Origin of the sequence: Azospirillum sp. HJ39, assembly GCF_041507355.1 — a bacterium.
In the GTDB taxonomy this organism is placed as follows: domain Bacteria; phylum Pseudomonadota; class Alphaproteobacteria; order Azospirillales; family Azospirillaceae; genus Azospirillum; species Azospirillum thiophilum.
On the sequence record NZ_CP167911.1, the window covers coordinates 124,600 to 137,560 of the forward strand.

The 12,961-nt window shown below is 69.5% G+C and carries 11 protein-coding genes; 7 read left to right on the forward strand and 4 right to left on the reverse strand.

Features of this window, described 5'->3' with window-relative positions; genetic code table 11:
• Window positions 1–46: 46 nt before the first annotated feature.
• Complete coding sequence (locus ABMY26_RS14065) at window positions 47–604, reverse strand: N-acetyltransferase family protein (protein WP_372397888.1); 558 nt, start codon at window positions 602–604, stop codon at window positions 47–49.
• Window positions 605–615: 11 nt separating this feature from the next.
• Window positions 616–1,221 carry a helix-turn-helix domain-containing protein gene (locus ABMY26_RS14070; protein WP_372397889.1) on the reverse strand — a complete coding sequence of 202 codons (606 nt, stop codon included), beginning with the start codon at window positions 1,219–1,221 and terminating at the stop codon, window positions 616–618.
• A gap of 168 nt (window positions 1,222–1,389) precedes the next feature.
• Between ABMY26_RS14070 and ABMY26_RS14075 the strand changes: the two genes are divergently transcribed.
• From ABMY26_RS14075 to ABMY26_RS14105, 7 genes are all read left to right on the forward strand, one after another.
• Window positions 1,390–3,018, forward strand: coding sequence for an ATP-binding protein (locus tag ABMY26_RS14075; RefSeq protein WP_372397890.1), 1,629 nt, complete (start codon window positions 1,390–1,392; stop codon window positions 3,016–3,018).
• A 128-nt stretch (window positions 3,019–3,146) separates the two neighbouring features.
• Window positions 3,147–4,190, forward strand: a complete 1,044-nt coding sequence (locus ABMY26_RS14080) for a PstS family phosphate ABC transporter substrate-binding protein (RefSeq protein WP_372397891.1) — start codon at window positions 3,147–3,149, stop codon at window positions 4,188–4,190.
• Between the two features lie 28 nt (window positions 4,191–4,218).
• Entirely contained in the window at window positions 4,219–5,601 is a 1,383-nt protein-coding gene (gene pstC / locus ABMY26_RS14085) for a phosphate ABC transporter permease subunit PstC (protein ID WP_372397892.1), read from the forward strand.
• A complete protein-coding gene (gene pstA / locus ABMY26_RS14090; RefSeq protein ID WP_372397893.1) occupies window positions 5,594–6,907 on the forward strand; it encodes a phosphate ABC transporter permease PstA in 1,314 nt (437 codons plus the stop codon). The genes pstC and pstA overlap by 8 nt, the downstream gene beginning before the upstream one ends.
• Before the next feature lie 5 nt (window positions 6,908–6,912).
• The gene (gene pstB, locus ABMY26_RS14095) at window positions 6,913–7,731 is read left to right on the forward strand and encodes a phosphate ABC transporter ATP-binding protein PstB (protein ID WP_372397894.1); all 819 of its coding nucleotides are present in this window, start codon (window positions 6,913–6,915) and stop codon (window positions 7,729–7,731) included.
• Window positions 7,732–7,821: 90 nt separating this feature from the next.
• Complete coding sequence (phoB, locus tag ABMY26_RS14100; protein ID WP_045582504.1) at window positions 7,822–8,526, forward strand: phosphate regulon transcriptional regulator PhoB; 705 nt, start codon at window positions 7,822–7,824, stop codon at window positions 8,524–8,526.
• 161 nt (window positions 8,527–8,687) lie between these two features.
• Entirely contained in the window at window positions 8,688–9,416 is a 729-nt protein-coding gene (locus ABMY26_RS14105) for an S-adenosyl-l-methionine hydroxide adenosyltransferase family protein (protein WP_372397895.1), read from the forward strand.
• A 128-nt stretch (window positions 9,417–9,544) separates the two neighbouring features.
• Here ABMY26_RS14105 and ABMY26_RS14110 read toward each other — a convergent pair whose 3' ends face one another.
• Both ABMY26_RS14110 and ABMY26_RS14115 read right to left on the reverse strand, forming a co-directional pair.
• Window positions 9,545–10,270 (reverse strand): Bax inhibitor-1/YccA family protein, encoded by a 726-nt coding sequence (locus ABMY26_RS14110; RefSeq protein ID WP_310110889.1) that lies wholly within the window; start codon window positions 10,268–10,270, stop codon window positions 9,545–9,547.
• Between the two features lie 145 nt (window positions 10,271–10,415).
• A complete protein-coding gene (locus ABMY26_RS14115) occupies window positions 10,416–12,956 on the reverse strand; it encodes an ABC transporter permease (protein WP_372397896.1) in 2,541 nt (846 codons plus the stop codon).
• Between the last annotated feature and the right edge of the window lie 5 nt (window positions 12,957–12,961).

The window sequence follows — 12,961 nt, forward strand, 5'->3', positions numbered from 1 at the left end:
GTTTTCCGGTTGGGGATTTCCCGCTCCCGCGGGAGCCGGGAAATCCCTAGTCGAGGGCCTTGTAGAAATACGTCGTGTCGCAGAAGCCGCCCTCTGGCCACAGGGCGTAGTTCGGGATGACGCCGGCCTTCACCCAGCCGGCGCGGGCATAGAGGCGCTCCGCGTCGGGCGAGGCGGTGTCGAGCACCAGCAGGGTCTTGCCCGCCGCCCGCGCCGCCTCCTCGGCAGCCCGCATCAGGGCGGCACCGACACCAAGACGGCGGGCGCGGCGGTGGACCAGCATCTTGGACAGGTCGGCGCGGTGGGGCTGGTTCGGCGGCTGGCGGACGATCAGCTGGACCGTGCCCAGTGCGCCGGCCCCATCCTCCGCGATCAGCAGGATGCGGTCGCCGCACTCCACCCCGTCCGCCACCTCCCGCCAGAAGCCCTCGGCGGTGGCGCGGTCGAGCGGCGCCATGAAGCTGACGGAGGCGCCGCCCTCCACGCAATCCATCAGCACGTCGGTCAGTCCCGGCACGGCGGCACGCGCCTCGGCCCCCGTCAGTGGACGGAGCGTCACGGTGCCGGACCCATGTGGTCGAGGCTCCAGGCTGGCACTGTCCATCGCATGCTCCTTCAGCGTTTAACGGCGTTTAAGGCGGGGCGCCCGTCGGTGGTCAACGCGACGATGTAGCGGGCCGGCCTGTCTGTCGGGTTGTGGAATCCGGTCGGTCGGTCGAGCCGCATCGCCAGACAATCGCCGCCGGACAGCCGGTGCGTCACCTCGCCCACCGTCAACTCGATGATGCCGTCCAGCAGATAGATCTGCTGCTCGACCACGGCGGCGCGAGCGCCGCTGTCGTAGGACACCCGGGCGCCGGGCGGCAGCTCGACCTCCACCAGCTCGATGGGCGACGGGTAGCCGGAGGGCGAGAGGTTGCGGCGGCGGTAGCCGGTCGCCGGATCCTGCCAGGCGACCTGATCGTCCCGGCGGGCGACCGGGCTGGCATCGGCGCGTTCGGCATCGGCGAACAGGGTTGCCAGCGTCACTCCCAGCCCGGCGGCCACCCGTTCCAGCACATTGGCGGTCGGGCTGCTCTCCCCCCGTTCGATCAGGGAGATCATGGATCGGCTGACACCCGACCGTTCGGCCAGGGCATCGAGCGTCAGGCCACGGTCGGCCCGCAGGGCGCGCAGCCTTGCGGCGAGGCGGCTGTCGATGTCGGTTCCATTCTTTTCCATGAAGGTAGAATAATTATCTACTATCCTGGAGTCAACGGATGTCCGCACAGTCCTTCCCATGAATCTTTTATGACCGACGCGCAGCATCGGCGACGATGGTGTAGAACGGCCCATCATTGCATATGCCGCCCCCCACCCCCCTCCCTCCTCCGACCCGGTGCCGATCCCATGCGCCTGAAGGCGTTGCCGCCCGCCCCGCTGCTGACCGCCATCCTGCTGATGCTGGTGCCGTTGCTGGCCGTGCTGGCGCTGGCGGTCCAGGCCGGTGCGCTGCATGGCGGGCTGGCGGCGGTCGCGGCGGCATCGGCGCTGGCGGGCGCGGTGACGGTCCTGCGCGTCTACCGCCGGGATGCCGATGCCGTGACCGATTACGCCGCCCGGCTGGCCGAGGCCGACGAGCCGCTGGCGCCCGGCGGAACGCCGCCGGCATTGCGGGCGCTGGCCGCCACCATCGGCCGGCTGCACCGGGTCGGGCTGCGGCGGGCGGAGAGCGTGCGGCTGCAACTCGACGCCGACGAGGCGGTGATCGACGCCCTGCCCGCCCCGCTGCTGCTGATGGACGCCGAGCGTCAGGTGGTGCGCGCCAACGCCACCGCGCGGGAGCTGTTCGGCGACAAGGTGGTGGACCGCGACCTCGCCTCCTCCCTGCGCACCCCGGCGGTGCTGGAGGCGGTGGATTCCGTGCTGCGCGGCGGCGCCTCCCGCATCATCGAATTCACGCTGCCGGTTCCGGTCGAGCGCAGCTTCGAAGCGCAGGTGAAACCCTTCCAGCGGCTGGTTCCGGAGCCGGATCCCTCGCTGCTGGACGGCGAGAGCGATGAGGATGAACCGGCGCCCCGCCCGCCCGCGGTTGCCCGCATGGCGATCCTGACCTTGCACGACGTCACCACGGCCCGGCGATCCGAGCAGATGCGTGCCGATTTCATCGCCAATGCCAGCCATGAGCTGCGCACGCCGCTGTCGTCGCTGCTGGGCTTCATCGAGACGCTGCGCGGCCCGGCGCGCGACGATCCCGAGGCGCAGGACCGCTTCCTGTCGATCATGCACGACCAGGCGAGCCGGATGACCCGGCTGGTCAACGACCTGCTGTCGCTGTCCCGCATCGAGCTGGATGAGCATATGCCGCCCGGCGGCCGTGTCGACGTGGTGGAGGAGCTGGAAAACGTCATCGCCGCGCTGGAGCTGAAGGCGGCCCAGCGCCGGATCCGGCTGCGGCTGGAAGCGCCGGAGGATCTGCCGCGCGTCATCGGCGACGAGGACCAGCTGACCCAGGTGTTCCAGAATCTGGTCAGCAACGCGATCAAGTACACGCGCGAGGATACGGACGTGACCGTCACGGTGGCGCTGGCCGACGGCACCGCGGTCGGCTTCGCCGGGCTGCCGGCACCCGGCGGACCGGTCGCTAAGGAGCGGCGCATGGTCCGCGGCGGCACCGCCATGGTGTCGGTGTCGGTGCGCGACCGCGGCGACGGCATCGCCCGCACCCATCTGCCCCGGCTGACCGAACGCTTCTACCGCGTCGACGCCGCGCGGTCGCGCGCCATGGGCGGCACCGGGCTCGGGCTCGCCATCGTCAAGCATATCCTGAACCGCCACCGCGGCCGCCTGACCATCGAGAGCGAGGTCGGGGTGGGAAGCGCCTTCACCGTCTATCTGCCGGCCGTTGGAGAGGTCATGTCCCCCTCGTCCTCCCGGGGAGAGGGGGAGGCACGGCGGGATCCTCGGAACGGCCTTGCGGTGTTTCCCCCTCACCCCAACCCTCTCCCCGGGGGTGAGAGGGGGGCCGGCGGGGTGTGAGGGAAGCGATGCCGCTTCGTGACACCGTCATGAAAGCGTCATAAAAACGTAATCAATCGGTCGCCCTCCGGGTCTATGGTCCGCGCCATTCCGATGGACCATTCAGCCGTTTCGCGAGAGGGGCACCCGTGACCGACCGGACGCATGTCTTCACCATGGCCGTTCTGGCGCTGGCGCTCGCCGTTGCGGCGACCCCGGCGCGGGCGCAGTCGCGCGACCAGATCCGCGCCGTCGGTTCTTCCACCGTCTTCCCCTTCACCACCGCGGTGGCGGAGGCCTTCGGCAAGACCGGCAGGTTCAAGACGCCGGTGGTGGAATCGACCGGCACCGGCGGCGGGCTGAAGCTGTTCTGCGCCGGTGTCGGCCCGGCCCATCCCGACATCGCCAACGCCTCGCGCCGCATCAAGAAGTCGGAAATCGACCAATGCGCCGCCAACGGCGTCACCACGATCACCGAACTGAAGATCGGCTATGACGGCATCGCCCTGGCCTCGTCGAAGAAGGGCGCGCCGGTCTCCTTGACCACGATGGTGCTGTGGAAGGCGCTGGCGAAGGAGGTGCCGGTGAACGGCGCCCTGGTCGCGAACCCCTACCGGCTGTGGTCGGACATCGACCCGTCTCTGCCGAAGGCCGCCATCGAGGTGCTGGGCCCGCCGCCGACCTCCGGAACGCGCGATACCTTCAACGAGCTGGGCATGCTGGAAGGTTGCCGGAAGGTCGCGGAGGTTGCCGCGGTCGTGCCGGACGAGAAGGCGCGCGAGCGCGTCTGCATGACCATCCGCGAGGACGGCGCCTATGTCGAGGCCGGCGAGAACGACAACCTGATCGTCCAGAAGCTGAGCGCCAACCCCGGCGCCTTCGGCGTCTTCGGCTACAGCTATCTCGACCAGAACCGCGACACGCTGCGTGCCGCGAAGATGGACGGGGTGGAGCTGACGGCGGAGACGGTGGCCGCCGGCGGGTACGAGCTGTCGCGTCCGCTCTACATCTACGTCAAGAACGCCCATGCCGGCGTCATCCCGGGCATCCGCGAGTTCGTCGGCGAATACACCTCCGAACGCGCGCTGGGCGAGGAGGGCTATCTGATCGACAAGGGCCTGATCGCGGAGCCGAAGCCGCTGCGCGAGGCGGCCCGCGTCCAGGCGGTCAACCTGACGCCGCTCAAGTTCTGACCGTTTCCCTCCGCGCCGAGCGACCCGCATGCAGCTGACCCTCCTTGCCCTGATCCTGGCCCTGCTCACCGTCATCGGCTTCCTCGCCGGCCGGTCGCGCGCGGCGGCGTCCGTCGGCGGCCGGGTTGCGGAGCTGCATTCGGTCCCCTCCTATCACGGCGTCTATGTCGCGCTGTGGGCCGGGCTGCCGGCGCTGTTGCTGTTCGTGGCCTGGACGGCATCGGAAGGCTGGCTCGTCCTGCAGCTGGTGCTGTCCGGCCTGCCGGAGCGGCTGACTGCCGACGGCGGCCAGTCCGCCGCCCTCCTGAAGGCCGACATCCTCAACCTTGCCCGCGGCATCGCCACCGGGCGCGAGCCCGACCCGGCGGTGGCCGAGGCGGCGCGGCGCTATGCCTCCTTCCGCGATCTCGCCGACTGGAGCCTGCTCGCCATCGGCGCCAGCCTCGCCGTCGCCGGGCTTGCCTGGGGCCGCCATCGCATCGGCCCGGACCTGCGCGCCCGCCCGGCGGTCGAGCGGGTGGTGCGGGTGGCGCTGGTCGTCTGCTCGCTGGTCGCCATCCTGACCACGGTCGGCATCGTCCTGTCGCTGCTGTTCGAGGCGCTGCGCTTCTTCGCCGTGGTTTCGCCGCTCGATTTCCTGTTCGGCACCCATTGGAGCCCGCAGATGGCGATGCGGGCCGATCAGGTCGGGTCCAGCGGCTCCTTCGGTGCGATCCCGCTGTTCGCCGGCACGTTGCTGATCACCGTGGTCGCCATGCTGGTGGCGGTTCCGGTCGGGCTGATGGCGGCGATCTACATGTCCGAATATGCCGGGCGTGGCATGCGCACCTGGCTGAAGCCGGCGCTGGAGATCCTGGCCGGCATCCCGACCGTGGTCTACGGCTTCTTCGCGGCGCTGACCATGGCGCCCTTCGTGCGGTCGGTCGGCGAGGCGCTCGGGCTGGACGTCAGCTCGGAATCGGCGCTGGCCGCCGGGATCGTCATGGGGGTGATGATCATCCCCTTCGTCAGCTCGCTGTCGGACGACGTCATCAATGCAGTGCCGCAGAGCCTGCGCGACGGCTCCTATGGCCTGGGCGCCACCAAGTCGGAGACGATCAAGCAGGTGGTGCTGCCGGCGGCGCTGCCCGGCATCGTCGCCGCGGTGATGCTGGCGATCAGCCGCGCCATCGGCGAGACGATGATCGTCACCATGGCGTCCGGCCTGACCGCCAACCTGACCGCCAACCCGCTGCAGGCGGTGACCACCGTCACCACGCAGATCGCCACGCTGCTGGTCGGCGACCAGGAGTTCGACAGCCCGAAGACGCTGTCGGCCTTCGGCCTCGGCCTCGTGCTGTTCCTCGTCACGCTCTGCCTCAACATGGTCGCCCTGCGGGTGGTCCGGACCTATCGGGAAAAATATGACTGACCTTCTCGAACAGGACATCTCGGCCGCTCCGCCCTCCCCCGCCCCGGCCGCCGCCTCGAAGTCCCGCCACAGGAGCGAGGCCTTCGCCCGCCGGCTGCGCGCCCGCCATGCCGCAGAGCGCCGGTTCCGGCTGGCCGGGGCCGCCGCGGTGGCGCTGGCGGCGCTGGTGCTGGTGCTGCTGCTGGGATCGATCGTCGCCCGCGGCGGCAGTGCCTTCTGGGAGACGCGGATCCGGCTGGAGGTGACGCTGGACCCGGCGGAGGTCGCCGACCGCAACTACACTGTCCTGCTGCGCCGGGCTCTCCATGCCCAGTTCCCTCAGGTTACCGACCGCGCCGGCCGCCGCGTGCTGAACGAGCTGCTGTCGTCCGGTGCGCCCTACGAGCTGGAGGCGATGGTCGCCGGGGACGCGTCGATCGTCGGCACGACGCGGACCGTCTGGGTGCGCGCCGACGATGAGATCGACCAGCTGGTGAAGGGCCGCTATCGCCGAGACCTGCCGGAGAGCGAACGTGGCCTGAGCGACGCCAAGATCGCGGCGGCCGACGCCCTGATGGCCGACGGCGCGCTGGCGCAGGGCTTCAACACCACCCTGTTCACCGCCGGCGACAGCCGCGAAGCCGAACAGGCCGGCATCGGCGGCGCCGTCGTCGGCTCGCTGCTGACCCTGCTGGTGACCATGGCGCTGTCGGTGCCGGTCGGCGTCTCCGCCGCGGTCTATCTGGAGGAGTTCGCGCCGAAGAACCGCTGGACCGACCTGATCGAGGTGAACATCAACAACCTCGCCGCGGTGCCGTCGATCATCTTCGGCCTGCTCGGGCTGGCGGTGTTCCTCGGCTTCTTCGGCATGCCGCGCTCGGCCCCGCTGGTCGGCGGCCTGGTGATGGCGCTGATGACGCTGCCGGTGATCATCATCGCGTCGCGCGTCGCGCTGAAGTCGGTGCCGCCCTCGGTCCGCGAGGCGGCGCTGGGGATCGGCGCCTCGCCGCTGCAGACGGTGCTGCACCATGTGCTGCCGCTGGCGATGCCCGGCATCCTGACCGGCACCATCATCGGCATGGCCCGCGCGCTGGGCGAGACGGCGCCCCTGCTGATGATCGGCATGGTCGCCTTCATCGTCGACGTGCCGCACGGCCTGACCGACAGCGCCACGGTGCTGCCGGTACAGATTTACATGTGGGCCGACAGCCCCGAACGTGCCTTCACCGAGCGCACCTCGGCGGCAATCCTGATCCTGCTCGGCGTCCTGATCCTGCTGAACGGGGCGGCCGTCGTCCTGCGCAAGCTTTTCGAGAGGCGGTGGTGAGCGTCATGAGCATCCAGACCCAACTGAAGCTGCGGCCCCGCGCCGACCGGCGCAGCGGCGGTGCCACCGCCAGCAAGATGACGGCAAGCGGGGTGAAGGTGTTCTACGGCGCCAAGCAGGCGCTGAAGGGCATCGACCTCGACATCCAGGAGAACCGGGTGCTGTCGCTGATCGGCCCGTCCGGCTGCGGCAAGTCGACCTTCCTGCGCTGCCTGAACCGGATGAACGACACCGTCGAGGGCTGCCGGGTCGAGGGGCGGATCGCGCTGGACGGCGAGGACGTCTATGGCAAGGCCGTCGATGCGGTGCAGCTGCGCGCCCGCGTCGGCATGGTGTTCCAGAAGCCCAACCCCTTCCCGAAATCGATCTACGACAACATCGCCTACGGTCCGCGCATCCACGGCCTGGCGTCCGGCCGCGACGAGCTGGACGAGGTGGTGCAGACCTCGCTGAAGCGCGCCGGCCTGTGGGGCGAGGTGAAGGACCGCCTGCGCGAACCCGGCACCAGCCTGTCGGGCGGCCAGCAGCAACGGCTGTGCATCGCCCGCGCCATCGCCGTCAGCCCCGAGGTGATCCTGATGGACGAGCCCTGTTCGGCGCTCGATCCCATCGCGACCGCCCATATCGAGGAGCTGATCGACGAGCTGCGGGCCAACTACACCATCGTCATCGTCACCCACAACATGCAGCAGGCCGCCCGCGTGTCGCAGCGCACCGCCTTCTTCCATCTCGGCGAGATGGTGGAGTGCGACGACACCGAGGAAATCTTCACCAACCCGCGCGACGAGCGCACCCAGGGCTACATCACCGGCCGCTATGGCTGACCCTGCCGACGCCTCCGCCCCATCCCTCCCTGTTGAAAAGGCTGTGCCATGCCGGTTAACGTCGAGACGCGCGCTGTGAACGGAGCCTCCATGAATGCGGCCCTCAAGCCGCTCGTCCTGATCGTCGAGGACGAGGCCGATATCCTGACGCTGCTGAAGTACAACCTGGAAAAGGAAGGCTTCCGCGTCGCCACCGCCAGCGACGGCGAGGAGGCCCTGCTGGCCGCCGGCGAACAGACGCCGCACATCGTGCTGCTGGACTGGATGCTGCCGCTGATGAGCGGGCTGGAGGTCTGCCGCCAGCTGCGCCGCAACGCCAAGACCCGCGACATCCCGATCATCATGCTGACCGCCCGCGGCGAGGAGGGCGACCGGGTGCGCGGCCTGAACTCCGGCGCCGACGACTACATCACCAAGCCCTTCTCGCCGACCGAGCTGGTGGCCCGCATGCGTGCGGTGCTGCGCCGCGCCTCCCCCGGCATGACCGACGAGGTACTGACCTTCGCTGACGTGACCATGGATCTGGCCGCCCACCGCGTCCGCCGGAACAGCCGTGACGTACATCTCGGCCCGACCGAATTCCGCCTGCTGCGCCATTTCATGCAGCATCCCGGCCGCGTCTTCTCACGCGAGCAGCTGCTCGATCTGGTGTGGGGCCACGACGTGTACGTCGAGCCGCGTACGGTCGACGTACACATCCGCCGCCTGCGCAAGGCGATGAACGAAGAGGACGAGCTGGACCTGATCCGCACCGTACGTTCGGCGGGGTACGCGCTGGATACGAAGTCGATGTGAGGAGAGGTTAGACTCCCACCTATCCTCCCCCACTGAGTGGGGGAGGGATTGCCGCCACACACTGACAAAGGTCCAATCCCCTCCCCCGCCCAGCGGGGGAGGTCAGGGTGGGGGCCGATGTCCCCTGACATCTCCCACCGGGCAGCGCTACACTGCCGCTCATGATCCTGCTCTTCACCGACTTCGGCCTCAGCGGCCCCTACACCGGCCAGATGAAAGCGGTGGTGGCGCAGCAGGCACCCGGTGTCCCCGTGATCGACCTGTTCGCCGACGCACCAGCCTTCGACCCGCAGCTGTCCGCCTATCTGCTTGCCGCCTACGCTCCGGCCTTCCCTGCCGGAAGCGTCTTCCTCTGCGTCGTCGATCCCGGCGTCGGGACCGACCGGCGGCCGGTGATGGTGGAGGCCGACGGGCGCTGGTTCGTCGGGCCGGATAACGGACTGTTCGCCCTGCTGGCCCGCCGCGCAACGTCGCTGAACGCCTGGACCATCGACTGGATTCCGGATCGGCTCTCCGCCAGCTTCCACGGCCGCGACCTGTTCGCCCCGGTTTCCGCTGCGCTGGCGACCGGCCGGACGGTGGAGCGCAGCCCGCTGCCGGGCGCGGCCATCGACCGGCCCGGCTGGCCGGACGAGCTGGCGCGCATCGTCTATGTCGATGTCTACGGCAATGGCATGACCGGGATGCGGGCCGGCGCCCTGGCCGCCGATGCGGTGCTGACCGTCGCCGGAACCCGCATCGCCCGTGCCGGCACCTTCGGGGCGGTCGGGCCGGGAGAGGCGCTGTGGTACGAAAACTCGAACGGGCTGGTCGAGATCGCGGTCAATTGCGGGCGTGCCGACCGGGTGCTCGGACTCCAGGTCGGCGATGAAGTGACGGTCGACTCGTGAAGCCGGCGCCCTGAAAACGAAACCGCCCGGAAGCGGTGGCTTCCGGGCGGCGGCTTGTCAGATAGGCTGATGTCCGATGCAGTGACGGTCCGAAGGCAACCCCGGACCCCGAGCGACGGTCCTCGGGGTTAGTCGTTGTTGCGCTGGCCCAGGAACTGCAGCAGGAACTGGAACAGGTTGATGAAGTCCAGGTACAGCGTCAGGGCGCCCATCAGGGCGAGCTTGCCGGTGCTTTCGTGATCGTAGCCCTCGGCGTAGCTTTCCTTGATCGACTGGGTGTCGTAGGCGGTCAGGCCGGTGAAGATCAGCACGCCGATGGCCGAGATCGCGAAATGCAGGGCCGGCGACTGGAAGAAGATGTTCGCCAGGCCGGCGATGACCAGACCGATGACGCCCATCATCAGGAACGAGCCCATCTTCGACAGGTCGGCCTTCGTGGTGTAGCCGTAGAGGCTCATCGCCAGGAAGGTCGCGGCGGTGACGAAGAAGGTCAGCGCGATCGACGCCCCGGTGAAGACCAGGAAGATCGCCGACATCGACAGGCCCATCGCGCCGCAATAGGCCCAGAAGATCATCTGTGCCGATGCGAAGGACAGGCGCTGGATGCCGAAGGACAGCACCATGACGAACGCCAGCGGGGCCAGCATCACCACCCACTTCAGCGGGGTGCCGAAGATCGCCGCCATCATGGCCGGGCTGGACGACACCAGCGCGGCGACCAGGCCCGTCAGGATCAGGCCGGCGCCCATGTAGTTGTACACGCGCAGCATGTGCTGGCGCAGGCCTTCGTCGAAGTATCCCCGATCTGTCGCGCGGCCTGCGGTCGCGAAGCGGTTATAGGTCGGGTCTGCCATGTTGGTTTCCTCGGTGGAATAGGGTGATCCCGTCGCCATGACATATTGGCGAGTCCGCAATGCGGTTCAATAGGAATCGTTCGCGCTTTTCCAAGATGAAAAAGCTTTCACGATTCTTTTTTCCTGCGGCTTTCTGACACGGCAATCACTCGTTCCGAAGCAACGGCGCCGACGGCTGGCCCAGTGCCCGCCAAGTACCATAGAACCCGAAAGCGAGCGTGATCGCGGTGCTCAGCAGCGCTGTGGTCACGACCGCCGACGGCAGGAAGCTCCATTCCCAATGCATCAGGAAGCGCAGCACCGCCCAGGCGGTGAGCGTTCCGATGCCACCGGCGATGATCGCGGTCAGCAGGCCGAGCAGGCCGTATTCCAGCAGGAAGGCGCGCAGCACGTCGCCGCGCGTCGCTCCCAGCACCTTCAGCACCACCGCGTCGTAGACCCGGCGGCGGTGCCCGGCGGCGACCGCGCCGGCCAGCACCAGCATGCCGGCGGCCAGCGTGATGCCGGCGACGATGCGTACCGCGGTGCCGATGTGGCCCAGCATCTCCGCCACCGTGTCCAGCGCGTCCTTCACCCGCACCATCGTGATGTTGGGAAAGCGCTGCAGCACGCCGCGCTGCACCTGCGCCTCGGCCTCCGGCGTGGCGCGCACGGTGGCGATCCAGGTCTGCGGCGCTCCTTCCAGGGTGCCAGGAGCGAAGACCATGGTGAAGTTGATCGCCATGCTGGTGAAATCGGCGGCGCGGACGTTGGCGACCTTCGCCTCGATGCTGCGGCCCAGGATGTTGACGACCAGACTGGCGCCGGGGCCGATGCCGAAGGCGTCGGCGACGCTCTGGTGGATGGAGATCAGCGGCGGCCCGGCATAGTCGGCCGGCCACCAGCTGCCGGCGGTGACGGTCGAATGCTCGGGCAGGGTCGCGGAATAGGTGATGCCGCGATCGCCGGCCAGGATCCAGGCCTGCTCCGGGTTGACCAGCGCCTTTTCGGCCTCCTGCCCGTTCACCGTTTCGATCCGGCCGCGCAGGCTCGGCACCGCCTCGAAGCCGCTGGCCCCGGGGATGCCGGTGACGAGATCGCGCAAGGGATCGAACTGGTCGCGCTGGATGTCGACGAAGAAGAAGCTGGGGGCGTCCTGCGGGATGGTCTCCGACACCCGGCGGGAGAAGTTGCCCTGGATCAGCGCGATGGCGACCAGCACCGTCAGGCCGAGGCCGAGCGACAGCACCACCGCACCGGTCGGGTTGCCCGGCCGGTGCAGGTTGGCGAGCGCCAGCCGCAGCTCAGGACGCCGCACCCGGCCCAATCCTCCCTGGCCGACGCGGGCGGCGCCCCAGGTGACCAGCGTCGCGGCGGCGCGGAAGGCGATGAAGGTGGCGATGGAGCCGCCGACGAACCACAGGGCGAACAGCTTGTTGTGCGCGGTCAGCACCGCCAGCCCGGCGAGCGCCAGGGCTGACAAGACCATCGCCGCCGTGTAGGGCGTGCGCGGCCGTCCGGCCGCCGGGGCGATGACGTCGCGGAACAGGGCGCCCGCCGGCACCTCCCGCGCCCGGCCGAGCGGCCAGAGCGAGAAGGTCAGCGCGGTCAGCACGCCATAGAGCGCCGCGAGCGCCAGGGCGCCGGGATAGACGCCGATCTGCGCCGACACCGGCAGCACGCCGTCGAGCAGCCGGCCCAGCGCCAGCGGCGCCACCGCCCCCAGCGCCAGTCCGATGACGATGCCGAGCAATGCCAAAGCCAGGATCTGCGCCAGATAGAGCTGGAAGACCAGGGCGCCCGGCGCGCCGATGCATTTCATCATGGCGATGGTGCGGGCACGCGAGTCCAGATGGCTGCGCACCGCGTTGCCCACCCCGACCCCGCCGACCAGCAGCGCGGTCAGCCCGACCAGCGTCAGGAACAGCGTCATCCGGTCGATGAAGCGCTCGATCTGCGGCGAGGCGTTGGTGAAATCGCGCATCCGCCACGGCGCGTCGGGGAAGCGGGCGCGCAGGTTGTCCTGCCACGCCTTCAGGTCGGTTGCGGCCGGCAGCGCCACCCTGGCGCTCCACCAGGTGAGACTGCCGGGTTGCAGCAACCCGGTGCCCTCCAGCGACGGCAGCGCCACCAGCAGCCGCGGCCCCAGCGAGAAGGCGTTGGACGAGGCGCGGTCCGGCTCGCGGTCCAGCACCGCGGCGACCCGGTAGACGCCCTCCCCGACATGGATGGTGTCGCCCGGCTTCACGCCCAGCCGGTCGGACAGGCCCGCCTCGATCACCGCGCCCCAGCGGCCGTCCTTCTTCGCCAGCGCATCCCTGAGGTCGCCGCCGCCCTGCAGCGTGACCTTGCCGTAGAGCGGATAGACATCGTCGACCGCCTTCAGCTCGACCAGCGAGGCGCGGACCTCGTCGGTCCCGCGCGCCATCGCCCGCATTTCGGCGGAGGTCGACACCCGGCCGGCGGCGGTGAGCGCCGCCATCTGCTCGTCCGTCGGCGGGCTGTAGAGTTGCCGCAACGCGACGTCGCCGCCCAGGATGGAGCGCCCGTCGTTGGCCAGCCCGTCGAGCAGCCCGCTCGACACCGACTGCACCGCGGCGATTGCGGCGACGCCGAGCGCCAGGCAGGCGAGGAAGACCTGGAAGCCCTTGAGGCCGGTGCGCAGCTCGCGCCGGGCGAGGCGGAGGGCGAGGCGGAGATCGGTCATCCCCC

What these genes read in the sequence shown, in the direction of transcription:
- ABMY26_RS14105 (WP_372397895.1), top strand. Translation starts at nt 8,688, where the DNA reads ATGATCCTGCTCTTCACCGACTTCGGCCTCAGCGGCCCCTACACCGGC.
- phoB (WP_045582504.1), top strand. Translation starts at nt 7,822, where the DNA reads ATGAATGCGGCCCTCAAGCCGCTCGTCCTGATCGTCGAGGACGAGGCC.
- ABMY26_RS14075 (WP_372397890.1), top strand. Translation starts at nt 1,390, where the DNA reads ATGCGCCTGAAGGCGTTGCCGCCCGCCCCGCTGCTGACCGCCATCCTG.
- pstB (WP_372397894.1), top strand. Translation starts at nt 6,913, where the DNA reads ATGAGCATCCAGACCCAACTGAAGCTGCGGCCCCGCGCCGACCGGCGC.
- pstC (WP_372397892.1), top strand. Translation starts at nt 4,219, where the DNA reads ATGCAGCTGACCCTCCTTGCCCTGATCCTGGCCCTGCTCACCGTCATC.
- ABMY26_RS14115 (WP_372397896.1), bottom strand. Translation starts at nt 12,956, where the DNA reads ATGACCGATCTCCGCCTCGCCCTCCGCCTCGCCCGGCGCGAGCTGCGC.
- pstA (WP_372397893.1), top strand. Translation starts at nt 5,594, where the DNA reads ATGACTGACCTTCTCGAACAGGACATCTCGGCCGCTCCGCCCTCCCCC.
- ABMY26_RS14110 (WP_310110889.1), bottom strand. Translation starts at nt 10,270, where the DNA reads ATGGCAGACCCGACCTATAACCGCTTCGCGACCGCAGGCCGCGCGACA.
- ABMY26_RS14070 (WP_372397889.1), bottom strand. Translation starts at nt 1,221, where the DNA reads ATGGAAAAGAATGGAACCGACATCGACAGCCGCCTCGCCGCAAGGCTG.
- ABMY26_RS14065 (WP_372397888.1), bottom strand. Translation starts at nt 604, where the DNA reads ATGGACAGTGCCAGCCTGGAGCCTCGACCACATGGGTCCGGCACCGTG.